The 23,848-nt window shown below is 74.5% G+C and carries 11 protein-coding genes; 9 read left to right on the top strand and 2 right to left on the bottom strand.

The genetic code is table 11. The features are described 5' to 3' along the window. Positions 1-3: 3 nt before the first annotated feature. On the bottom strand, positions 4-837 hold the full coding sequence (locus tag AB0C46_RS30505) for a helix-turn-helix transcriptional regulator (RefSeq protein ID WP_362831828.1): 834 nt from the start codon (positions 835-837) through the stop codon (positions 4-6). A 187-nt stretch (positions 838-1,024) separates the two neighbouring features. Here AB0C46_RS30505 and AB0C46_RS30510 point away from each other — a divergent pair, with 187 nt between their 5' ends. The 9 genes from AB0C46_RS30510 (at position 1,025) to AB0C46_RS30550 (ending at position 20,395) form a co-directional block, all read left to right on the top strand. Continuing rightward, positions 1,025-1,444 (top strand): ATP-binding protein, encoded by a 420-nt coding sequence (locus AB0C46_RS30510; protein WP_362831756.1) that lies wholly within the window; start codon positions 1,025-1,027, stop codon positions 1,442-1,444. 520 nt (positions 1,445-1,964) lie between these two features. After that, a complete protein-coding gene (locus tag AB0C46_RS30515; protein WP_362831757.1) occupies positions 1,965-9,113 on the top strand; it encodes an SDR family NAD(P)-dependent oxidoreductase in 7,149 nt (2,382 codons plus the stop codon). After that, a complete protein-coding gene (locus AB0C46_RS30520) occupies positions 9,106-13,989 on the top strand; it encodes a beta-ketoacyl synthase N-terminal-like domain-containing protein (RefSeq protein ID WP_362831758.1) in 4,884 nt (1,627 codons plus the stop codon). The genes AB0C46_RS30515 and AB0C46_RS30520 overlap by 8 nt, the downstream gene beginning before the upstream one ends. Then, complete coding sequence (locus AB0C46_RS30525) at positions 13,979-14,296, top strand: acyl carrier protein (protein ID WP_362831760.1); 318 nt, start codon at positions 13,979-13,981, stop codon at positions 14,294-14,296. The genes AB0C46_RS30520 and AB0C46_RS30525 overlap by 11 nt, the downstream gene beginning before the upstream one ends. Positions 14,297-14,303: 7 nt before the next feature. After that, positions 14,304-15,110, top strand: coding sequence for an alpha/beta hydrolase (locus AB0C46_RS30530; protein ID WP_362831762.1), 807 nt, complete (start codon positions 14,304-14,306; stop codon positions 15,108-15,110). A gap of 2 nt (positions 15,111-15,112) precedes the next feature. Continuing rightward, positions 15,113-16,396 carry a glycosyltransferase gene (locus AB0C46_RS30535; RefSeq protein ID WP_362831830.1) on the top strand — a complete coding sequence of 428 codons (1,284 nt, stop codon included), beginning with the start codon at positions 15,113-15,115 and terminating at the stop codon, positions 16,394-16,396. Positions 16,397-16,401: 5 nt separating this feature from the next. Next, a complete protein-coding gene (locus AB0C46_RS30540) occupies positions 16,402-18,264 on the top strand; it encodes a class I SAM-dependent methyltransferase (RefSeq protein WP_362831763.1) in 1,863 nt (620 codons plus the stop codon). Beyond that, positions 18,261-19,184, top strand: coding sequence for a galactokinase (locus AB0C46_RS30545; RefSeq protein ID WP_362831765.1), 924 nt, complete (start codon positions 18,261-18,263; stop codon positions 19,182-19,184). The genes AB0C46_RS30540 and AB0C46_RS30545 overlap by 4 nt, the downstream gene beginning before the upstream one ends. Before the next feature lie 62 nt (positions 19,185-19,246). Then, complete coding sequence (locus tag AB0C46_RS30550; RefSeq protein WP_362831766.1) at positions 19,247-20,395, top strand: alkaline phosphatase family protein; 1,149 nt, start codon at positions 19,247-19,249, stop codon at positions 20,393-20,395. A gap of 128 nt (positions 20,396-20,523) precedes the next feature. On the opposite strand, the gene lysX is transcribed toward AB0C46_RS30550, so the two are convergent. Next, a complete protein-coding gene (gene lysX / locus AB0C46_RS30555; protein ID WP_362831767.1) occupies positions 20,524-23,841 on the bottom strand; it encodes a bifunctional lysylphosphatidylglycerol synthetase/lysine--tRNA ligase LysX in 3,318 nt (1,105 codons plus the stop codon). Positions 23,842-23,848 lie beyond the last annotated feature (7 nt).

The following is a 23,848-nucleotide window of genomic DNA, read 5'->3' on the forward strand; positions in this document are numbered from 1 at the left end:
GGCTCACAGTTCTCTGCTGAGGCTGCTGATGAACGCTCGCGAATCACCCTCCCCGAGGGCATGCTGTGCGATTCTCTCGAACAGTTCATCATGTTGAGCAGCCCCTTCTCCGCCTTCGAGCCACAGCGGATGAAGCGGGACGTCCTTGTAGAGCACGTCCATTGCCCCGGGTTCGGCAAATGAGATGACGCTGAAGCCGCAACCCATGCCGAGTTGGGCTCCTGCACTGAAGGGGAGTACCCGGACACTGACATTCGGGCGTTGGGACATGGCAGTCAGGTGTTCCAGCTGCCCGCGCATCACGTTCGTGCCGCCGACGACATTCCGGAGCGCGCCCTCGTGGAGGACCGCCTGAAGGTGGAGTGGAGGGGTGTCAACGAGGCGGCGCTGTCGTGCCAATCGTGCGGTTACGAAGTGATCGTTCGAGTTCAGCGCGCTTACGTAATCGGAGGTTTGCAGCAGCCCCGGGACGAAGGCGAGCTGCCACGTCCTGATGGCCGTCGCCGCGCTCTCCAAGATTGCGTACTCCTTCATCGAGGGGGAGAAGGGGGCGTCGTTCCACCAGCCCTTGCTCTTCCGTCGTTCGCGATCGACACGCGCCACCTCAAGAAGCCCGCCCACGGTAGCTGGTTCGTCCACGCCGTACAGCGCACACAAGGCGCGGATGTCCGGGTCGCGCATGGGGACCCAGCCGCCCTCCATCTTTGCGACCTTGTTGGTGGAAGCGCTAAGCGTCTTGGCGGCCTGCGTCTGCGTCAGACCTGCTGCTGTCCTCAGGCGAGTGAGCTCCCCACCCAGCCTGCGTCCCAGGACAGTTGACGTGCTGTTTCCCTGCATTGGCTGACTCGCTTTCACGCGAGCAGTCTGGTGCCGACCGTACGGAGCTCGCAACTCGTGCGGGTTAATTACCCCAAGGTGAATTGAAACGATCTCGCTCGAATGCCTACCTTGCGTAGTGAACCGCTCGCGCAGCGAGGCCAGCCGGTGACGGCTGCCTGCTGCCCTGAACCGGAGGTGGCCGAAGGTGATCGCCCCACATCCCAACCCGGCAGAAGTGGTCCTCCATGAGGACGTACTCGACTACACCCCACGCCCCAAAAGCATCGCCCTGGCACGTAACCGCGCCGCCCGCCTCATCGCCGAATGGGGTCACGACCAACTGGCCGACGATGCAAAGGTGCTGGTCTCCGAACTGGCCACCAACGCTCTGCGCCACGCCCACGTCCGCGGCCGGCTCTTTCGCGTACGCCTCACCCACACCGACTCCGTACTCCGCATCGCTGTAACCGACACCCGCGGCGAATGCCTCCCTTGCGTCGGCGAGCCCCCGTCGCATGCGTCGCACGGCCGCGGCTTACTGCTTGTCCGTGCGCTCTCGGCCCGCTGGGGCGTCCACGTACTCGGCGTCGGCAAGACGGTCTGGTGCGAGCTGGAGCTCAAGTAAAAATTCCAGGTCGATTGAGGCGCCAGGGCCGGTTTTCGGTCGCCGGAGCAGCTGCAGATCGGCCCGGAAACGCCGGGAGGTGGGCGGTCTGGGGGAGAGGAGCGCAGGTCGGAGCGGGGGTGACGGACTGAGGGGCCGGTCCGGGTGCCGTCTTCGTGACCTTGGCGCAATCAACTACCACCTGTTGCACGTGCGTTGACAGTGCACGGGGGTGGCCGCACGATGCAACGCGGCATCAGCGGGATACCGCTGGTTACCGCAGGTGGCAGTGGTCAGCGTGTTGCAGTGGTCAGCGTGTTCGCCCCCCCCGGCAGAAGGAGCGCCCGTGGTCCCCCGGCCCCCGTTCCCCGGCACCCCCCTCTCCCGGTCCACCGGCCCCGGCTCCGTGCCCGACGGCCCGCGCCACAGCGGGCCTTCGGGCCCCGGACCCGCTGCTTCCGGACCGGCCCCCGGGCCCGCGAGCCCTGCCCCTGCACGTGGCGCGCCCGCCCACCCGGAGGCCACCGGCCGCGATCTCGTCGTGGCGCTCTCACCGTTCGAGGAACCGGGCGAGCGGATCGTCCTCGCGGCCGCCCGCGCGGGCGCGCTCGGCCTGCTGGATCTCGGCCGGGACCCCGGCCCGGCGCGCGCCGCGCTCGACCGGCTCGGGGGGATCTCCCACGGCGTGCGGATACCGGTGGGGTGCCCGCTGACGCCCGCCGAGCTGCCCGACTCGGTCGACACCGTGCTGCTCGCCGACCCACGGGCCTGGGCCGACGTACGGGCCTGCGCCGCCCCCGAGCCGCCTGCCGCCCCCGAGCCGCACACCGCTCCCGCTCCCGCCCCCGCCCCCGCCCGCGGCCCGGCCCCCGGGCGGCCGGAGGACTGGGCCGGCGGCGGGCGGCGCCGTGTCTGGGCCGAGGTCACCACCCCCGAGGAGGCCGCGGCGGCCTGTGCCGCCGGGGTCACCGCGCTCGTCGCCCGGGGTCATGAGTCGGGCGGCCGGGTGGGCGAACTCACCACCTGCGTCCTGCTGCAGCGCCTCCTGGCCGACCCGTCCGTGACCGTCCCCGTCCTCGCCGCCGGGGGCATCGGCCCGCACACTGCCGCCGCGGCCGTCGCCGGCGGGGCGGCCGGGGTGCTGCTCGACGCCCAGCTCGCGCTCACCACCGAGGGCGCGGACCGGCTGCCCCGGGCGGTCGCCGCCGCGATCCGCGCCATGGACGGCAGCGAGACCACCCTCGTCGCGGGCCACCGGGTCCTCACCCGCCCGGACCTCCGCCCGCCCACGGCCGACGGCGAAGCCGGGGGAGCGGACGACGGGGCCACCGGTCATGACACCGATCCCGCCCGCGTCGCCGCCCTGCTCGGCGCCCGGGACCTGCGGTCCCAGCTGCTCCCCATCGGCCAGGACGGTGCGTTCGCCGCCCGGCTCGCCGCGCGCCACCGCACCACCGGCGGCATCGTGCAGGCCGTACGGGCCGCCATCACCGGCCATCTCGACGCCGCGGTACGCAGCCGCCCGCTCGCCCCCCGCCCCGGCGCCCGCCATCTCCCCGTGGCCCAGGGACCGATGACCCGCGTCAGCGACGAGGCCGGGTTCGCCGCCGCCGTGGCCGCCGAGGGCGGGCTGCCCTTTCTCGCCCTCGCCGTTATGGACGGCGCGCAGGTACGCCGCCTGCTGGCCGAGACCGCCGAGCGGCTGGGCGAACGGCCCTGGGGCGTCGGCCTGCTCGGCTTCGCCCCGCCCGAACTCCGGCACGAACAGCTCGCCGCGGTCGCGGAGTTCGCCCCCGAGTACGCCCTGATCGCCGGCGGCCGGCCCGCCCAGGCCGCGCCCCTCGAAGCGGCCGGGACCCGGACCTATCTCCATGTCCCGGCGCCCGGACTGCTGGAGCGCTACCTCGCCGAAGGCACCCGGCGGTTCGTCTTCGAAGGGCAGGAGTGCGGGGGACACATCGGCCCCCGGGCCAGCTTCCCGCTGTGGGAGGAGCAGATCGAGCGGCTGACCGCCCACGCCCGGACGCATGGCGGGACGGCCGAGGGACTGGACGTGCTGCTCGCGGGCGGCATCCACGACGCCCGCTCGGCCGCCATGGCCGCGGCCGCCGCCGCCCCGCTAGCCGAACTCGGCGCCCGCGTCGGCGTCCTGATGGGCACCGCCTACCTCTTCACCGAGGAGGCCGTGGCCACCGGCGCCGTCCTCCCGGGCTTCCAGGACACCGCCCTGGCCTGCGACCGGACCGTACTGCTGCGGACCGCACCGGGCCACGCCACGCGCTGCGCCGACACCGCCTACACCGAGGACTTCGCGGCGGCCGAACGGCGCCTGGCCGCCCGCGGCGCGGACCCCCGGGCCCGGTGGGAGGAGCTGGAGCGGCGCAACCTCGGACGGCTGCGGATCGCGAGCAAGGGACTGCGGCACACCGACGGCGGGCCGCCCGCGCCCGTGGGGGAGCGCGAACAGCGGCGGGAGGGCCTGTACATGCTGGGGCAGGCCGCCACCGCCCGCAGCGCCACCACCACCCTCGCCGCACTGCACACCGCCGTGACCGACGGGGCCACCGCACAACTCGACGCGCGGGCACAGCAGTTCAGGACGCCCGCTGAGCCCCGGGACCGGGACGCGGCGCCGCTGGACATCGCCATCGTCGGCATGGCCTGCTGCTATCCCGGCGCGGCCGACTCGGCCCGCTACTGGTCCAATGTCGTCACCGGCGTCGACTCCGTCACCGAGGTACCCGCCGAGCGCTGGGACGCCGGTGTCTACCACGACCCGGACCCCGCGCGGGCGGGCGAGCGCACCCCGTCCCGCTGGGGCGGCTTCCTGCCCGCCCTCCCCTTCGACGCCCTCGCCCACGGCATCCCCCCGGCCTCCCTCACCGGCATCGAACCGGTGCAGCTGCTCGCCCTCGACGCCGCCGCCAAAGCCCTGGCGGACGCCGGATACGCCGGCCGCGACTTCGACCGCGCCCGCACCAGCGTGGTCTTCGGCGCCGAGGCGGGCACCGAACTGGCCGGCGCCTACGGGCTGCGCGCCCTGCACCCGGCCTATCTCGGCGACCTGCCGCCCGCCCTCGACGCCGAACTGCCCCGACTGACCGAGGACTCCTTCCCCGGCGTGCTCGCCAATGTCATCGCCGGACGCATCGCGAGCCGACTCGACCTGGGCGGCGCCAACTGCACCGTGGACGCCGCCTGCGCCTCCTCGCTCGCCGCACTCGACCTGGCCTGCCGCCAACTGCGCGACCACGACAGCGATATGGCGCTGTGCGGCGGCGCCGATGTGCACAACGGCATCAACGACTACCTGATGTTCGCTTCAGTGCAGGCGCTGTCCCCCACCGGCCGCTGCCGCCCCTTCGACGCGGCGGCCGACGGTATCGCGCTCGGCGAGGGCGTCGGCTGTCTGGTCCTCAAACGCCTCGCGGACGCCGAACGGGACGGCGACCGGGTCTACGCCGTCGTCAAAGCGGTCGGCACCTCCAGTGACGGGCGGTCCCTCGGGCTGACCGCACCACGGCCCGAGGGCCAGCGGCGGGCCCTGGAACGCGCCTACCACCGCGCCGGGATCAGCCCGGCGCAGGTCGGACTCCTCGAAGCCCACGGCACCGGAACCGTCGTCGGCGACACCACCGAACTCGCCGTCCTCACCGAGCTGTTCGAGGCCGCGGGAGCGGCACCGGGCAGCTGCACACTCGGCTCGGTCAAGTCGCAGATCGGGCACACCAAATGCGCCGCCGGCCTGGCCGGGCTGATCAAGGCAGCGCGTGCCGTGCACACCGGGGTCCGGCCGCCGACCCTGCATCTGACCCGCCCGGCCGCGGCCGGCGCGGCGGACACCGGCGGCCCGTTCCGCTTCGACACCGGAAGCGCCCGGCCCTGGCCGGTCCCCGTGGCCCGGCGCATCGCGGGAGTGAGCGCCTTCGGCTTCGGCGGCACCAACTACCACGCGGTGCTCGCCGGTTACGACGGCGCCCCCGAACCCGCCCACGCCCTGACAGACTGGCCCGCCGAGCTCTTCTGCTTCCGCGGCGCCGACCGGCCCGCCGCCGTCCGGGCCATGGAGCGGCTCACCGCGCGCCTGGCGGAGAACGACCAGGCCGGGCGCCCGTGGCCGCTGCGCGACCTGGCCGCCGAGACCGCGGCGGCGGACGGGCCGATCCAGGTCTGTGTGGTGGCCGAGGACCTCGACGACCTCGCCGCCAAGCTGACCGAAGCCCGCCGGTTCGCCGACGCCGAGGGCGTGTACCTGCGCAAACGGGACACCGACCCCGGGCTGCTCGCCTTCCTCTTCCCCGGACAGGGGAGCCAGCGCACCGGAATGCTGGGCGAGTTGTTCCTCGCCTTCCCGGCGCTGCGCGGCCTCCTGGACGACGCCGATCCGGACTGGGGCGCGGCCATGTTCCCGCCCGCCGCCTTCACCGCCGAGGACCGGGCCGCCCAGCAGGCCGCCCTCACCGACACCCGCGTCGCCCAGCCGGCGCTCGGCCTCGCCTCCGCCGCCGCCCACCGGCTGCTCACCACGCTCGGTGTGCGCCCCGACTGCACGGCGGGGCACTCCTACGGCGAGCTGACCGCACTGTGGGCGGCAGGCGCCTACGACACCGAGGCGCTGCTCCGGCTCAGTACCCGCCGCGCCGAGGCGATCCTCTCGGCCGCCGGCGACGACCCCGGCGCAATGGCCGCCGTCGTGGCCCCTGTGACCCGCGTACGGGAGCTGACCCGCGACACCGGCGTCGTCGTCGCCAATCACAACGCGCCCGAACAGAGCGTGATCTCGGGTTCCACGGACGCTGTGGAAGCGGCCGTGGCGGCGCTGCGCACGGCAGGTGCCGAGGCGCGCCGCCTGCCGGTCGCCTGTGCGTTCCACAGCCCGCAACTCGCCGCCGCCCGCGAGACGCTCGCCGCGGAACTGTCCGCGACCGAGGTGACCACGCCCACCCTCCCGGTCTGGTCCGGCACCACCGCGCGCCCCTACGCCCCGGAGGCGTCCGCGGTGCGGGACACCCTGGCCGGTCAGGTCGCCGCGCCGGTGCGCTTCGTGGAGCAGATCGAGGACATGTACGCCGCCGGGGTGCGCACCTTCGTGGAGGCCGGGCCCGGCCGGGTGCTCACCGGTCTGGTCGGGCAGATCCTGGGCGGACGTCCGCACACCGCGGTGGCGCTGGACGTACCGGGCGAGTCCGGACTGGCCCGGCTGCCGCACGTCCTGGCCCGGCTTGCCGCGGCCGGCGTCCCGGTCGACCCGGAGGCGCTGTTCCGCGGCCGTGCGGAACCCCTGCCCGCCGTGGCACCGCGCCGCCCGGGGTGGCTGGTGAACGGCCACACGGTGCGCACCGCCGACGGTTCCTGTCTGCCGGGCGGACTGCGCCCGGCACAGCGGGTGGACACCCGGCGGAGCGAGACGGGCGCGGCACATACGGAGGCCGGGGAGAGCGCGGCGCCTGACGGCGGTGCGGTGCCCGGGGAGAGCGCGGCGCTTAACGGCGGTGCGGTGCCCGGGGAATCCGCCCGGCACGCCGCCGTGCTGGAGTATCTGCGCACCACGCGCGAGCTCGTGACGGCCCAACGGGACGTCGTACTGCGGTACTTGGGCGAGGCGGCCGTGCCCGACCGGCCCGCCGAACCCGCTCCCGTCCCGGAGTGGACCGTCCCGCCGTACACCGAACCTGTCGGAGCCGGAGCCGGAGCCGGAGCCGGAGCCGGAGTCGGAGCCGGAGCCGGAGTCGGGCCCGCCGTCGCTGCCGAGGTCGTGGTTGCGCAGGCGCCCGCCACCGGGCCACGGCTCCTGAGCCCCGCCGAACTCCTCGATGCCGTCCGGGAGATCATCCACCAGCGGACCGGATACCCCCACGAGATGCTCGACGCCGGGCTCGACCTGGAGGCGGATCTCTCGGTGGACTCCATCAAGCGCGTGGAGATCATCGGCGCGCTGGCCGACCGGATCGGACTACCGCAGGACGCGGACGGGGCCACGGAGTCGGCCGTGGAGCAGCTCGCCCGCGTCAAGACCATCAGCGGCATCGTCGACTGGATCGCCGCCGCCCGCGCCGAGCCCGCACCGGCTCCCGCCGCACCCGTGCCCGCCGCACCCGTGCCCGCTCTCGTGCCCGCACCGGTCGCACCGGCCGCGGCGGTGCCGCCCGCGCGGTCCGTTCCCGCGCCCACCCCGGGGGGCCCGGCCGCCCCGGAGGCCCCCGACCGCGGCCCGCTGGCGCTGCGCCCCACCCGCTCCCTGGTCCGGGTCACCCCGCTCGGCCCGCCCGCGGCCCGGCCGCCCGCCGAGGTGGTGGCGGGCGGCGACTTCGCCGTGGTGGAGGACGGCCAGGGCGTGGCGCTGGCCCTCACCGCCCTGCTGGAGAGCCATGGCGCACGGGTACGCACCGTCCCCGCCGAGCGGTTGGCCCGGTGCGTCGCCGACGGGGCCGGCGGAGTGGTGGACCTCAGCGCCCTGCGGGCGGGCCGCGGCGCCGTACTGCCCGGACAGTTCGAAGCGTGGCGCACCGCTCTGACCGGCGGGGTCCGCCGCCTGCTGCTGGCCACCGCGGCCGGCGGCACGTTCGGCCAGGACGCCACCGCGGACGCTCCCGACCCGCTGCCCGGTGCCGGACTGCGCGGCTTCGCCCGTACGGCCGCCCTCGAATACCCCGACGTGCTGATCCGCGCCGTGGACATCGACCCCAAGGACCGCCCCGAACGCATCGCCGCCCACCTCCTCGCCGAACTGTGCGCCCCCGGCGAACCGGTCGTCGTGGGCCGCACCAACGGCACCCGCACCACCCTGAGCACCGTCCCCACGCCCCTGCCGGACGACCGGACCGTCCTCGGCCGGCCCTCGCTCGGCGCCGGGTCCGTGGTGCTGCTGACCGGCGGGGCCCGTGGGATCACCGCCCGTACGGCCCTTGCCCTGGCCCGCACCCACGGCTGCCACATCGAACTCCTCGGCCGGACGCCCCTGACGGAGACTCCCGAGGACCCGGCCCTCGCCCACGCCCACGACCGCATCGCGCTGCGCGCCGCCCTCCTCGCCCAAGGGCTGCGCAGACCCGCCGAGATCGAGGCGGCGGCCGGCGCTGTCCTGGCCCGCCGCGAGATCACCGCCACCCTCGCCGCCCTGGCACCGCTCGCCGCCTCGGTGCGCTACCACGCGGCCGATGTCACCGACGCGGCCGCCGTCCACGCCGTGGCACAGGACATCCGGGCCCGGCACGGCCGCCTCGACGGGATCGTGCACGGCGCCGGCACCCTGGCGGACAAGCTCCTGCGGGACAAGGACCCGGCCTCGTTCGCCCGGGTCTTCGCCACCAAGGTCGACGGCGCCCGCCATCTGCTGTCCGCCGCCGGTGACGACACCGGCTTCCTCGTCCTCTTCGGCAGCGTCGCCGGGGTCTTCGGCAACCGGGGCCAGGTCGACTACGCCGCCGCCAACGACGCCCTGGACACCCTCGCGACGGCTTGGTCGGCCCGTACGTCCCGGCGCGTCCTCGCCGTCGACTGGGGCCCGTGGGCGGCCGAGGGCGGCGGCATGGTCACCCCCGAACTGGCGCGCGCCTACGCCCGCCGGGGCATTCCGCTCCTGGACCCCGATGCCGCGGCCGCCGCCCTCCTGGACGAACTGGCCCACGGCACGGCGGCCCAGGTCGTGCTGGCGGCGGAGGCCGGCGACGAGGTGACGGGCGATGAGTGAGCACCGTGCCCGGCGGGCCGGCCCCCGGTCCACGGACGCCGCGATCGTCGGCATGGGCGCGCTGTTCCCCGGCGCCGGGGACCTCGCCGCGTACTGGCGCAACCTGGTGGCCGGTACGGACTGCATCACCGACGTGCCGCCCGGCCGCTGGGACCCGGAGATCTACTACGACCCGCAGGGTGCCCAAGGCCCCGCCCGCAGCGACCGCTTCTACTGCCGGCGCGGCGGCTTCCTGGACGATCCGGCTGCCTTCGACCCCACCCGCTTCGGCATCATGCCCGCCGCCGTGCAGGGCGCCGAGCCCGATCAGCTGCTCGCCCTGCGCACCATCGCCGACGCCATCGCCGACGCGGGCGGCCAGGAGCGGCTGCCCGCCGACCGCTCCCGTATCGGCGTCATCCTCGGCCGCGGCGGCTTCATGGGCGTCGCCACCGCCCGGCTCGACCAGCGGGTCCGTACGGCCCATCAGCTCGCCGTCACCCTGCGCGAACTCGCCCCGGAATTAGGCGAGTCCAGAATCCAGGCGGTGCGGGAGGCCTTCCAGGCGGGCCTCGGCCCGGAACAGCCGGAGGCCTCCATCGGCCTGGTTCCCAGCTTCACCGCCGCCCGCACCGCCAACCGGCTGGACTTCCGCGGCCCCGCCTACACCCTCGACGCGGCCTGCGCCTCCTCCCTGCTGGCCGTGGCGCAGGCCGTCGACCTGCTCGCCGCCGGCCGCTGCGACCTCATGGTTGCCGGAGCCGTGCACCACTGCCATATCGCCACCCTGTGGAGCGTCTTCACCCAGCTGCGCGCGCTCAGCCCCAGCCAGCACATCCGCCCCTTCGACCGCCGGGCCGACGGCACCCTGCTGTCCGAAGGCACCGGTGTCGTCCTCCTCAAGCGCCTGGCCGACGCCGAGCGCGACGGCGACCGGGTGTACGCGGTCATCCGGGGAACGGGAGTGGCGGGGGACGGCCGCGCCGCCGGCCTGATGAGCCCGCGGGCGGACGGCCAGATCCGGGCGCTGGAGCAGGCCTGGGCCGGTGCCGGGCTGGACCCGGCACACCCCGCGGCGCTCGGCCTGCTGGAGGCCCACGGCACCGGGACCCCGGTCGGCGACGGCGTCGAACTCACCACCCTAGCCCGGGTGTTCGGCCCGCCCGGTGCCGGCCTTCCGCCGGTCGGCCTGGGCTCGGTGAAGTCGATGCTCGGCCACACCATGCAGGCCGCCGGTATCGCCGGACTGATCAAGGCGGCGCTCGCCGTCCACCACCGGACGCTGCCGCCCACCCTGCATCTGGACGAGCCGCACGAGGGGCTGGCGCGGACCCGTATGCGCCCGGTCACCGAGGCCGAGCCGTGGGACGCCGGGCAGGCACCGCTGCGGGCCGGCGTCAACGCCTTCGGCTTCGGCGGCATCAACGCCCACGCGGTCCTGGAGGAGGCCCCGGGACGATGGATCCCGGCCGCACCGCCTCCGCACCGGGCGGCCCCGCACCGGACGCCCCCGCACCGGACGACCCCGCTGCGGACGACCCCGCTGCGGACGACCGAGCCGGAGCGCACCGTCCTGCTCGCCGCAAAAACCCCCGGCGAACTGGCCGACGCCTTACGGGAGTTGGGGGAGCCCGGCGCGGCGGCGGACACCCGCACCCCCGTGCCCGACGGCCCCTGCCGGCTCGCCCTGCTCGACCCCACCCCGCAGCGCCGCGCCCTGGCGGCCAAGATCCTCGCCCGTGCCCTGCCCTGGCGGGGCCGCGGCGAGGTGTGGTTCACCCCGAGCCCGTTCTTCGGCCGGTACGCCCGCCCGGAGGGAGCACGGCTCGCCTTCCTCTTCCCGGGGCTGGAGGCGGAGTCGCCGCCCCGTGTGGACGACATCGCCGACCGGATGGCCCTGCCCCGCCCCACGGTCTCCGGCGGCAGCGCTCTGGTCGAACGCGCCGTGGACAACCTCGCCGTCGGCCGCCTGCTCGCCCGTGCCCTGGACGAACTGGGCCTCGCCCCCGACCTGTTGACCGGTCACAGCCTCGGCGAATGGACCGCCATGGTGGTCGCCGGAATGTATCCGCCCCAGGCCGTGGACGCCTTCCTCGACGCGCTGCGGCCCGGCTCCCTCGCCGTACCCGACCTGGTCTACGCGGCCCTGGGCTGCGGCGCCCCGCAGGCGGCCGCCGCGCTCGCGGGCCTGGAGCAGGTCACGGTCAGCCATGACAACTGCCCGCACCAGTCGGTGATCTGCGGAGCGGCGCAGCCGCTGGCCGAGGCCGTCCGCAGGCTCGCCGGGCAGGGCGTACGGGCCCAGGAGATGCCCTTCCGCTCCGGGTTCCACACCCCGATGTGGGCGCCCTACCTCCATCAGGCCGGCACCGCCTTCGACGCCCTGCCGTTACGGGACCGGCGCCTCCCCGTATGGTCGGCGACGACAGCCGCCCCCTTCCCGGAAGGCCCCTCCGCGATCCGCCGGCTGGTGCTGCGGCACCTCCTGGAACCGGTCCGCTTCCAGGAGCTGACCAGGCAGCTGTACGAGACGGGTGTCCGCGCCTTCGTCCAGGTGGGCGCCGGCAGTCTCACCGGGTTCGTGTCCGACACCCTCCACGGGCAGGACCATCTCGCCGTCGCGGCCGCCGACTCCCGCCGCGACGGGCCCGCACAACTCCGCCGCCTGGCCGCCGCGTTGTGGACCGAGGGACTTGCCCCACGCTGGGACCGACTGGCCCCGGCGCGCGTCTCCGGCTCGCCGCCTGTTTCCGCACCGGCGCGCGGGTCCGACTCGGCGCGCGGCTCGGCCCCGGCGCGCGGGTCCGGCCCGGTCGTGGATAGCGCTGCGGGCTGCGCCGCGGACGATGCCACGGAGTGCGCCTCGGACTGCTCCGCGGGCCACGCCACGCCCCGCGCCACGGACCACACGCCCCGCGCCACGGACGACGCCACGACCCCCGAGGCGGCGCCGAAAAAAGCCGGTGCAGAGATACGGCTCGACCTCGGCTCGCCGCTGGTCCACCTTGGCGAGGGGGCGCTGCCACACCCCCGCCCGGCCGCCGCGGAACCGGTCCGCCAGGCCCTGGACGCGGTCCTCGCGGAAGCCCGGGTCGCCACCCGCACCGTCGCAGCCGCTGTCGCCGCAGCAGCCGTCCGCAGCGCCGCCGCCCCAGCCGCACCCCTCAATGCCACCGCCCCAGCCGCCCCTCGCACCGCAACAACGGCCCCGAACACCGCCACTGCCCCAGCCGCCCCCCACCCCGCAGCCGCCGCCCCAGCCCCAACCCCACCCCCAACCCCACCCCCAACTCCACCCCCAACCTCCGCCCCTCCGGCTCCGCTCCCCACCCCCCGTCACACCGTCCGTCGCCTCTCCCTGGAGACGCTCCCGTACGTTCGTGACCACTGCGTCTATCTCCAGCCCGATGACTGGCCCGAGCCCGCCGACCGCTTTCCCGTCGTCCCCATGACCACGCTGCTCGAACTGGCGGCGGAGACCGCCCGGGAGGCGCACCCCGGGCAGCTCGTCACCGGCTACTCCGACGTACGGGCCCTGCGCTGGCTGGCCGTCGCCCCGCCCGTCGACCTGGCCGTCACCGCCACCCCCGAGGGGGACGGCCGGGTGCGGGTGAGTCTCGGTGACTACGCCGCCGTGACCGTCCACCTGGCGGCACGTCACCCGGCTCCGCCGCCCCCCGATCCCGCGGGTCTGGCGTCCGGCGGGCCGGCGCCGGTCAGCGCGGAGGCCCTCTACCGGGACCGGTGGATGTTCCACGGGCCCGCGTTCGCCGGGGTCCACGAGGTCAGCACGCTCGGCGCCGACGGCATCCGCGGGACGCTGCGGGTACTGCCCGCGCCCGGTGCCCTCCTGGACGCCGCGGGGCAGCTCCTCGGCCACTGGATGCAGCTGAAACTGAGCGGTGACCGACTGGTCTTCCCCGCGACCCTGGACCGCGTACGGCTCTACGGGCCGCCGCCCCGCGCGGGCGCGCTGCTGGCGGCCACCGCCCGGATCCGCGAGGTCAGGACCGGCTCGGTGCGCGGCGAGGTGGAGCTGTGCGGCGCCGACGGCGGCGTATGGGCGCGGCTGGAGGGCTGGACGTACCGGCGCTTCGGTGCCGATGAGCGGGTGTGGCCGATGAAGTTCACCCCGGAGGTGTGCGGCATCGGTGAACCCCGGCCGGGCGGCTGGTGCCTGGCCCGGCGCCGCTGGTCGGACCCGGCCTCGCAGGAGCTGGTCATGCGCCGCTATCTGGGCGCGGCCGAGCGTGCCCGCTACGAACGGTGCGCGCCCCGGGCCCGTGCGGCCTGGCTGCTGGGCCGGATCGCGGCCAAGGACGCGGTGCGGGAACTGCTGTGGGAGTCGGGCGCCGGGCCCGTCTTCCCGGCCGAGATCCAGGTCGGCACCGACCCCCAGGGCCGCCCCTGCCTCCGGGGTCCGCTCGCCGATGGCCTCTATCTCTCGCTCGCGCACCAGGACCGGATCGCCGTCGCCCTCGCCCACCGGTCGGGCCCCGTGGGGATCGGCATCGAGCGCGTCACCGACGATCCGCAGGCCCTCGAACGGTTCGCCCTCACCCCGGCCGAACGCCGCCTGGCGGACGACCTGCACGCACGCCAGGCGTCCGGGAGCACCGGCCGCGCCTACTGGCTCACCGCACTGTGGTGCGCCAAGGAGGCCGCGGCGAAGGCGGCGGGCAGCGGCCTCGGCGGCCGGCCGCTGGAGTGGGCCGTGACACCCGCCCCGGGCGGCGCGCTCCGGGTGGTCTCCCCGGACGGCCGGCCCCACCTCGTCCACCTCGACTCCGTCGACGATCTGTCCGGGCGCCATGTCGTCGCCCGGACCGGGCCGCGGCCCGCGGACCGTACGGGCACCGACACCCTCACTCCCACGGAGGCCACCCATGGCAGCTGACCCGCTCCCCGCGCGCACCCGGACGATCCTGGCGGAGATCACCGACATGCTGGTGAGCGTCGTCGGCGACGAACTTCTCGTCGTGGGCGAGATCACCTGCGCCACCACCTTCAATGACGATCTGGCCCTGGAGAGCATCGAGTTCGTCGCGCTGGCCGAACTTCTGCAGCAGCGCTACGGCGCTTCGGTGGACTTCCTCGGCCTGCTCGCGGAGAAGGACATCGACCAGATCCTGGCCATGACGGTCGGCGAACTCGCCGTCCATATCGACCGGGTCACCACCGCCGACCCGGCCTGCGCGGGCTGACCGCGCCATGGCCCTCACACCCGCGGGCGGGCTGCGCCTGCACACCCAGCGGCTGCCGGGCCAGGGCGGCGGCCCCCGGCCCGGCGGCCCCACCGTCGTCTTCCTCCACGGGCTGGTGATGGACAACCTGTCGAGCTTCTACTGCACCCTCGCCGGCCCGGTCTCGCGCGCCGGGCACGATGTGCTCCTCTACGACCAGCGCGGGCACGGCCGCAGCGAACGCCCGCCCAGCGGCTACGACCGGGACACCTCGCTGGCCGATCTCGTCGCCCTGCTCGGCTCCCTGGGCCTCGACGACCGCCCGGTCCACCTGGTCGGCAACAGCTACGGCGGCGCCCTGGCGCTGCACACCGCCCTCGTCCGGCCCGATCTCGTCGCCTCCGTCGTCCTGATCGACGCCCATCTGACCGGCGACTGGATCGAGGACATGACCGACACCCTCTCCGTCGCAGCCCTCGGCCTCGAACACGGACGGCTGGCGGAGCAGTTGGCCGGGCTCGGGCGGCGCAAGGAGGCCCGGCTGACCGCCACCGCCGACGCCCTGCTCAACCACACCACCCTCATCGAGGACATCGCGGCGGGCACGCCCTTCACCTCCCGCGACTTCGCCCGGCTGCGCTGCCCGGTCCTCGCCGTCTACGGAGAGCACTCCGAACTCCTTCCCGGAGCAAGAGAGTTGGTGCTGGGTGCGCCGGACTGCGAACTCTGCGTGCTGCCCGATGTGGGGCACACCGTGCTCAACGAAGCCACTGAGGGGCTGTGCGAGGCGCTGCTGGCCCGGCTCGGCGCACCGGCCGGGGTGGTGGCCCGATGAGAGTGCTGTTCGTCGTCCCGCCGCTGGCCGGGCATGTCAATCCCACCCTCGCCGTCGCCGCCGAGCTCGCCGCGCGCGGCCATCAGGTCGCCTGGACCGGCCCGGCCGCGGCCCTGGCGCCGCTGCTGCCCACGGGCTCCCTGCTGTACCCGGCGGGCGACCGGGACGCGGCCGACGGCCATGACCTGGGCGGTGCGCGATGGCGCGATCTGCGGGGCATCGCCGCCCTCCGCTTCCTGTGGGCGGAGGCCCTCATCCCGCTCGCCCGCGCGATGCTGCCCGGAGTGCACACCGCCGTCGAAGCCTTCCGGCCCGATGTCCTGGTGGCCGACCAACAGGCCCTCGCCGGGCCCCTGGTGGCGCGCCGGCACGGTCTGCCCTGGGCGACCTCGGCGACCACCTCGGCCGAGATCATCCGGCCGTTCGACGACTTCCCGAAGGTGGGGGAGTGGGTGGCGCAGCGCATCGCGGCACTGCTCGCCGAGTGCGGTGCGCCCGGCGGCTGGGACCCCCGCTTCTCCCCGCACCTCGTCCTGGTCTTCTCCACCCCCGCGCTCATCGGCGACGGCGGGCCCGAGCGGGCCGCGGCGAGTGCGCAGGACGCGGCCGACGGCGGGCCGGGCGGCGTTGCGGGAAGGTACCCGCCGCACTACGCGTTCGTCGGCCCCGCCTTCGGTGCCCGTCCGCCCGCCGGTGACTTCCCGTGGCGCCGGCTCGACCCCGGGCGCGCACGGGTGCTCGTCTCGCTGGGCACCCTCAACCGCGCGGCGGGCGCCCGCTTCTACCCCGCGGTACTGCGCGCCGCGGACGCCCTCGCGGACCGGGCGCAGCTGATCCTGGCCGCCCCGGGCGATCTCGCCGGGGACATTCCGCCGCACATGCTGCACCAGGAGTACGTCCCTCAGCTCCACCTGCTGCCGCACCTCGACGCGGTGCTGTGCCACGGCGGCCACAACACCGTGTGCGAGGCGCTCGCGTATGGGCTGCCGCTGGTGGTGGCACCCGTACGCGACGACCAGCCGATTGTCGCCCGCCAGGTGGCCGAGGCCGGGGCGGGGGTACGGGTGCGCTTCGGCCGGGCCCGTACGGACGAACTGCACCAGGCCCTGACCGCCGTGCTGGACGCCCCGGCCCACCGCCGCGCGGCCCGCCGCATCCAGGCGTCCTTCGCCGCGGCGGGCGGCGCCGCAGCAGCGGCCGACCGCCTGGAGAAACTGCCGGCCGGACCGCGCCCCGGCCCGTCCGTGCCCGGCACCGCCCCGACCGAGAACGAGAAGGGACCGTGAGCCATATGACGCGAGCGCACCGTTCGGGACACCGCACGCGATGGGCGGCGGCCGTCGCCGTGACGGCCCTGGGCGCGGGCACCGTACGCGCCCGCCGCAGGCTCGCCGCACTGCCGGTGCTCGACCCCGCCGGGCCGCACGACACCGCGCGGCCCCCGCTGACCGGCTGGCAGCTGATCACCGCGCCCGGTGTCGTCGCCGACGAGGCGACCCTGCGTGCCGCGGTCACCCACGCCACGCGCGAAGGACTGCGCGTCGTGGACCTGATCCCGGCCCACCTGGACGCCGAGAGCGCCCTCGGCCTGCTCCGGCTGCTCGACCCCGCGGCCCACCGCACGGACCGGTGCGCTCCGGGCCACGGCGCGGGCCACGCCCTGCTGGTGGCCGACGACATCCACCGGCGGGCCGGGCTCGACGCCGAGGCCCCGCCGCACTCGGTGGCCGGCCTGATCCGGCTGCTCCGCACCCTCAAGGAGTACGCCCCGGACGCCACCGGCTGGGCCATCGCCCCCGGCCTGCGGTCCCCGCACCCCGACCCCGCCCGGCGTGCCGAGGAGCTCCGCGCCCGGGGTCTCCCGCCCGCCCTGCTGTCCGCCGCCCAGTTGGCAGGTCTGGCCCTGCTGGCCAAGTGCCTGTTCTCGGCGCCGCGTTGGGGCGCGGCGGCGGCCGCCCTGTACTGGCTGCAGCCCGCCGCCGTACTGAGCCCGGCCCGGGGCCTGCGCCCCGCCGGCCTGGCCCGCGCCACCGCGTCCCGTCCGCTGCGCTCCCTGTCCGCCGCGCTGCGGACCCTGGCCACCCCGCCCGCCGAGCCGCCCCGGGTCACCGGCACCGCGGCACGCCATGCCGCCTACACCGCCGACCTCGCGGCCGGCACCGACCGGTTCTTCGAACCCCGCCGCGCCGACTGCCCCTGGTGCTCGGCACCCGACCCCGTCGTACGGGTCCGGATGCCCGACCTGCTCCAGGGCAAGCCCGGCCGCTTCACCCTGGAAGAGTGCCGCCACTGCGGCCACATCTTCCAGAACCCCCGGCTCACCCTGGAGGGGCTCGACTTCTACTACCGCGACTTCTACGAAGGCCTCGGCGGCGAGGGCGCCGCCCTGGTCCTCGGCCGGATGAGCGCCACCTACCGCGACCGCGCCGAGCTGCTCCGCCCCTTCACCACCCCCCGCAACTGGCTCGATGTCGGCACCGCCGCGGGGCACTTCTGCAACGCCGCCCGCGGGGTATGGCCCGACACCCGCTTCGACGGGCTGGACATGGGCGAAGGGGCCCACGAGGCCGAACGGCGGGGCTGGATCGCCACCGGCTACCAGGGCCAGTTCCCCGATCTCGCCGACCGGCTCGCCGGCCGCTACGACACCGTGAGCATGCACCACTACCTCGAACACACCCGGGACCCCCTCGCCGAACTCGACGCGGCCGTCAAGGTCCTGGCCCCCGGCGGCCATCTGCTGATCGAACTCCCCGACCCCGAGTCCCGGATCGCCCGTCTGCTCGGCCCCCACTGGCTGCCCTGGTTCCAGCCCCAGCACCAGCACCTGATGCCGGCCGGCAACCTCAAACAGGCCCTGGTGTCCCGGGGCTTCACCGTCCTCGCCGAGCAGCACGGCCCCGCCCACCAGAACAACGGGGACTTCCTCGGCGCCGTCGCCCTCACCGCGAACCGGCTCGCCCCCGACCCGCTCGCGCCCTGGGCCACCGTCCCCGCCACCCGCGCCCGCCGCACCGCCCGAAGTGCCGTACAGGCCATGGCGGTTCCCTGCTACGCCGCCGCCCTCGCCCTCGACACCCTGCGTACCGTGGTCGCGCGGGCCACCGACGGCGGCAACGCCTACCGGCTGCTCGCCCGCAAAGAGCTGGGATGAACGCGGTGGACCTGGCCCACCGCGCGACGGCGGACCCCCTGCTGCGGCTGCTCGCCCATGGCTTCGCGACGGGGTACCACCGCCTGCCCGACGCGGTGTGGCGGGCGCCGTACGCCTTCCGGCTCACCGCGCCCGTCGCCCCGCCCCGCACCGGTGCGGCGCCCCGGACCGGCCGGGTCGCGGCGGCCAACTGGCATGTCGCCGCGGCCGTCGCCCCGCGCGACGACGGAATGCTGCGCTGCGGCTCGCTCCAGCACCCGGCCGAAACCGCCGAACTCCCGCTCACCGGACCGGCCGCCCGCGCCCCCGGCTGGGCGGCCCGCCCCTACGCCGCGCTGCGCACGCTCGCCGCCGCCGGAATCGGCCGGGGCGGCGCCGATCTGCAGCTGAACGCCACCTTGCCGGATGCGGTGGGGCTGTCCGCCGCCGAACCGCTGGAGTGCGCGGCCGCACTGGCGGTCGCGTCCGTGCACGCCGACCGGGGCGGCTGCCCGCCGAACCGCGCGCAGTTGGCACGTCTGCTGGCCACCGCCGTACCCGGCGACGACGCGCTCCGCCGGGCCGTGCTCTTCGCCCGGACCGGTCGCTTGCTCGCGCCCGACGGCAGCCACCAGCCGCTGCACGCCCCGGACGGCGGCCCGGCGCCGAGCCTGCTGCTGGTGACGGCCCGCCGCTCCGCCGGCGATCCCACGGCCACCGCCACCGGTCTGGCCACCGCGGTCCACGACGCGCTGCGCGCCGGTGCCTGGTCCGCCTCCTGGCCCGGACGGCGGCCGGGCCGCAGTGTGCTGCTGCTGATGCCGCCCGACCGGCGCGCGGCGGTCCGGGCCGCGGTGGCCGATGCCTGCCGCCGCTGCGATCTGCCCGTACCGCGCTTTCTGCGGATCGCCGTCGCGGACGCGGCCCGACGCGAGGACTGACACCCCCCCCCACCGGCCCACCCCCCCCTCACCGGCCCCCCCGGACAAGGAGCTGAGACCTGATGAAACGCAGAGCGATCCGCCTGCGCAGGGCGGTCGTGGCGACACTCGGCACGCTCGGCCTGCTCGCCGTCGCCTCCGCGGCGGACGCGCGGACCGTCCGGTCCGCGCTGCCGTCCTACGACCACGTCGTGATCGTGGTCTTCGAGAACAAGCAGTACGGCGAGATCATCGGCAACTCCCAGGCGCCCTACCTCAACCAACTCGCCCAGGGCGGCGCCGGACTCACCGGGATGCAGGCCCTGACCCACCCCAGCCAGCCGAACTACTTCAACCTCTTCTCCGGCGCCACCCAGGGCATCACCGGCGACGGCTGCTACACCGCGCAGTCACTGTCCGAACCCAATCTCGCCCAGGAACTGATCGCGGCCGGCAAGACCTTCGCCAGCTACAACGAGGGCCTGCCGAACGAGGGCTCCACGACCTGCTCCAGCGGCCGGTACGCGCAGAAGCACAACCCCTGGTTCGCCTTCAAGAACGTCCCGGTGGCCACCGGCAAGACCTTCGCCCAGTTCCCCAAGGACGACTTCACCAAGCTGCCGACGCTGTCCTTCGTCATCCCGGACATGTGCAACGACATGCACGACTGTGCCGTCGGCAGCGGCGATACCTGGCTCAGGAACAATCTCGACTCCTACGCCCGGTGGGCCAAGGACCACAACAGCCTGCTGATGGTGACCTGGGACGAGGACAACTACCTCGGCTCCAACCGGATCGCGACCGTCTTCCACGGGGCCCACGTCAAGCAGGGTGCGGTGAGCGGCGCCTACAACCACTTCAGCCTGCTGCGGACCTTCGAGGACATGTACGGCACCGGCCACGCGGGCAACGCCGCCACCGCCACCCCCGTCACCGGGGTGTTCGACACCGGCACCGAGCCGCCCGGCGACGAGCTCAAGCTCACCACCCCCGGCCCGCAGACCTGCCGCTTCGGCCAGACCTGCACCGTCCAGCTGACCGCCACCGGCGGCCGACCCCCGCTCACCTACCAGGCCACCGGCCTGCCGCTGGGCCTGACCCTCGACGCCGCCGGCGGCCGGATCGGCGGCAAACCCTGGCAGACCGGCACCCTCCCGGTCACCGTCACCGCCACCGACTCCACGGGCGCCACCGCCACCGCCGCCTTCCCGCTCACCGTCAACTGGTTCTGACCGACCGACCTGGGGGGAGGCACCCGCAAACGGCTCAGGCCACCCCCTTCAAGGTGGTGGCCTGAGCCGTACCGCCCGTCGTGACCGGGCGCTGGTTGCTGTGCGTGGGCGACTGCCGTCAGCTGCCGTCAGCGGCGCCGCACCAGCGGGAACGGCAGGGTCTCGCGGATCGACAGACCCGTCAGGAACATCACCAGGCGGTCGACGCCGATGCCCAGACCACCGGTCGGCGGCATCGCGTACTCAAGCGCCTGCAGGAAGTCCTCGTCCAGCTCCATCGCCTCCGGGTCACCGCCGGCCGCCAGCAGCGACTGCGCGGTGAGCCGCCGGCGCTGCTCGACCGGGTCGGTCAGCTCCGAGTAGGCGGTGCCCAGCTCGGTGCCGAACGCGACCAGGTCCCAGCGCTCGGCGAGCCGCGGGTCCTTGCGGTGCTGCCGGGTCAGCGGCGACACATCGGTCGGGAAGTCCTTGTAGAACGTGGGGAGCTGGGTCTTCTCCTCCACCAGGCGCTCATACATCTCCAGGACGATGTCGCCGCGGCCCATCTCCGGCTTCACCGGCACCGACGAGGCATGGCACAGCCGGCGCAGCCGGTCCGGGCCGGTGTCCGCGTCCACCTCCTCGCCGAGTGCCTCGGAGATCGCGCCGTAGACGGTCTTGACCGGCCAGTTACCCGAGATGTCGTGCTCCACCAGGCGGCCGTTCGCATCCGCCTTACGCGCGGTGGCGCTGCCGAACGCGGCGATCGCCGCGCCCTGGATCAGCTCCCGGGTCAGGTCGAGCATCACGTCGTAGTCGGCGAACGCCTGGTACGCCTCCAGCATCGTGAACTCGGGGTTGTGCTTGTAGGAGATGCCCTCGTTACGGAACGTCCGCCCCATCTCGAAGACCTTCTCCATACCGCCCACACACAGCCGCTTGAGATACAGCTCCGGCGCGATCCGCAGGTACAGATCGAGGTCGTAGGCGTTGATATGGGTGTGGAACGGACGGGCGTTGGCGCCGCCGTGGATCTGCTGCAGCATCGGCGTCTCGACTTCGAGATAGCCGCGCTCGATCAGTCCCTGGCGCAGCGCCTGCACGGCCGTGCTGCGCGCCCGTACGTTCTCCCGTGCGTCCGTCGAGACGACCAGGTCCACATACCGCTGGCGGACCTTGGCCTCCGGGTCGGACAGCCCGCGCCGCTTGTCGGGCAGCGGCCGCAGACACTTGGCCGTCAGCCGCCACCGGGTGACGAACACGGTCAGCTCACCGCGGTCACTGGTGCCGACCTCGCCCTCCGCCTCGACATGGTCACCGAGGTCGATGTCCGTGCCGAACCGGTCCAGCAGCTCCTTGCCGCTGCCGTCCCGGGTCAGCGCGAGCTGCAGATCGCCCGACCAGTCGCGCAGCACCGCGAAGAGCACTCCACCGTGGTCCCGGGTGAGCAGCACCCGCCCGGCGACGCTGACGGACTTGCCGGTACGTGTCCCGGGTGTCAGGTCCGGGTACTCGTCGTGGACCTGGCCCAGGGTGTGCGTACGCTGCACGCCCACGGGATACGGGTCGGTGCCGGCCTCCCGCAGCCGCTCCAGCTTGCGGTGGCGCACCCGCACCTGCTCGGGCAGCGCGGCCAGTTCCTGCTCGTGGAGCTCCTCCTCGGTCGCCGGACCCGTCTGCACCAGACCGAGTTCGTCCAGCGACGGCAGACCGGCCGTGCTCGCGGGGGCCAGCATCCGCTTCTTGTGGCCCTTGCCCCACAGCGTGACCAGGCTCGGTACGTCCACGAAGCCCTCGGCGATACCGGAGCCCAGGGCGATCCGGGCCAGCGCGCCGGCGTCCGCGTAGCACAGGAACCGCGGGTACCACTCGGGGTTGTACTTCGCGTTGGAGCGGTAGAGCGCCTCCAGCTGCCACCACTTGGAGAAGAACAGCAGCAGCCGGCGCCACACCTTCAGCACCGGACCGGCGCCGATCCGCGCGCCCTCCTCGAAGGCGGAGCGGAACACCGCGAAGTTCAGCGAGATCCGGCGCACTCCCATCGCCCCGGCCTGGGCGCACAGCCGGGCGACCATGAACTCCATGACGCCGTTGGGGGCGCTGCGGTCCCGGCGCATCACGTCCAGCGAGATGCCGTCCTTGCCCCACGGCACGAAGGACAGCAGCGCGATCATGTTGCCGTCGCCGTCGAACGCCTCGGCCAGCAGGCACTCCCCGTCCTCCGGGTCGCCCAGCCGGTCCAGCGCCATCGAGAAGCCGCGTTCGGTCTCGGTGTCCCGCCAGGCGTCCGCCCGGTGGATGACTTCCTGCATCTCCTCGTCGGTCAGCGCGGAGTGGCGCCGTACGCGGAAGGTCGCACCGGTCCGCTCGACACGGTTGACGGCCTGGCGGGTGACCCGCATCTCCCGGCCGTCCAGGTCGAAGTCCTTCACATGCAGGATCGCCTCGTCGCCGAGCTGCAGCGCACCGAGGCCGCAGCGGGCGAACGCCTTGGCGCCGCTCTCGCTCGCGCCCATGACGGCGGGCTGCCAGCCGTACCGCCCGGCGACCTCCAGCCAGGCCTCGATGGCCTGCGTCCACGCCTCACGGTCACCGACCGGGTCACCACTGGCCAGACAGACACCGGCCTCGACGCGGTAGGTGACGGCGGCCTTGCCGCTGGGGGAGAAGACCACGGCCTTGTCGCGGCGGCTGGCGAAGTAGCCGAGCGAGTCCTGGCTGCCGTAGCGCTCCAGCAGCGCCCGGATCCGGGCCTCCTCGTCGCCGTGCAGCGCGGCCTCCATCCGCTGCGAACGGAACAGCGTGGCCGCGGCGTTCAGCAGTGCCAGCGCACCGAGCAGTCCGAGGACGGCGCTGATCCAGTGCGGCGGATGGCCCTCGACGAGATGGCCGCCGACCAGCCCGCCACAGACGCGGTTGGTGGTCCACAGCAGCCGGTTGGCGGCGCCGGCCTCCAGGGAGCCGGGGGCCAGCGACACCAGCCCCCAGCCGATCAGCACCGCGGCCACGAGCCCGCCGACCAGCACCAGGATGGCGCGCAGGAACGCACCGCGCCGGGTGATCGCGTAGAACTCGCGGTGCGAGACGAGCAGCAGCACCAGTGCCCCGGCGCACAGCACCAGGGAGAAGGCGAACTCCCAGTACCCCTTGGCCAGGAACAGGGCGTCGGCCAGGGTGACCAGCACCATGTAGGCCACCACGAACCACAGCGCCACCCGCTTCCGGGCGGTCATCGCCGCGCCCAGGAGGAAGAGGAACGCCGCATAGGCGAAGTTCGGCGCCACCGGGATGGTGAGGGTGTCCAGCCAGTAGATCACCGGATGGAGTCCGCGCCGGAGGGGCCCGATCAGCGCTGTCAGGGCACAAAAGAGCCCCAATACGCTGAAGATGATGGCGAAGCCATTGGGGACGCGGCGCCGGAAGCGCCGCCACCCCGTGAGTTGATCCTGGTCCTGCACGGTGCTCATTCCGTCA

Origin of the sequence: Streptomyces sp. NPDC048637, assembly GCF_040650675.1 — a bacterium.
GTDB lineage: Bacteria > Actinomycetota > Actinomycetes > Streptomycetales > Streptomycetaceae > Streptomyces.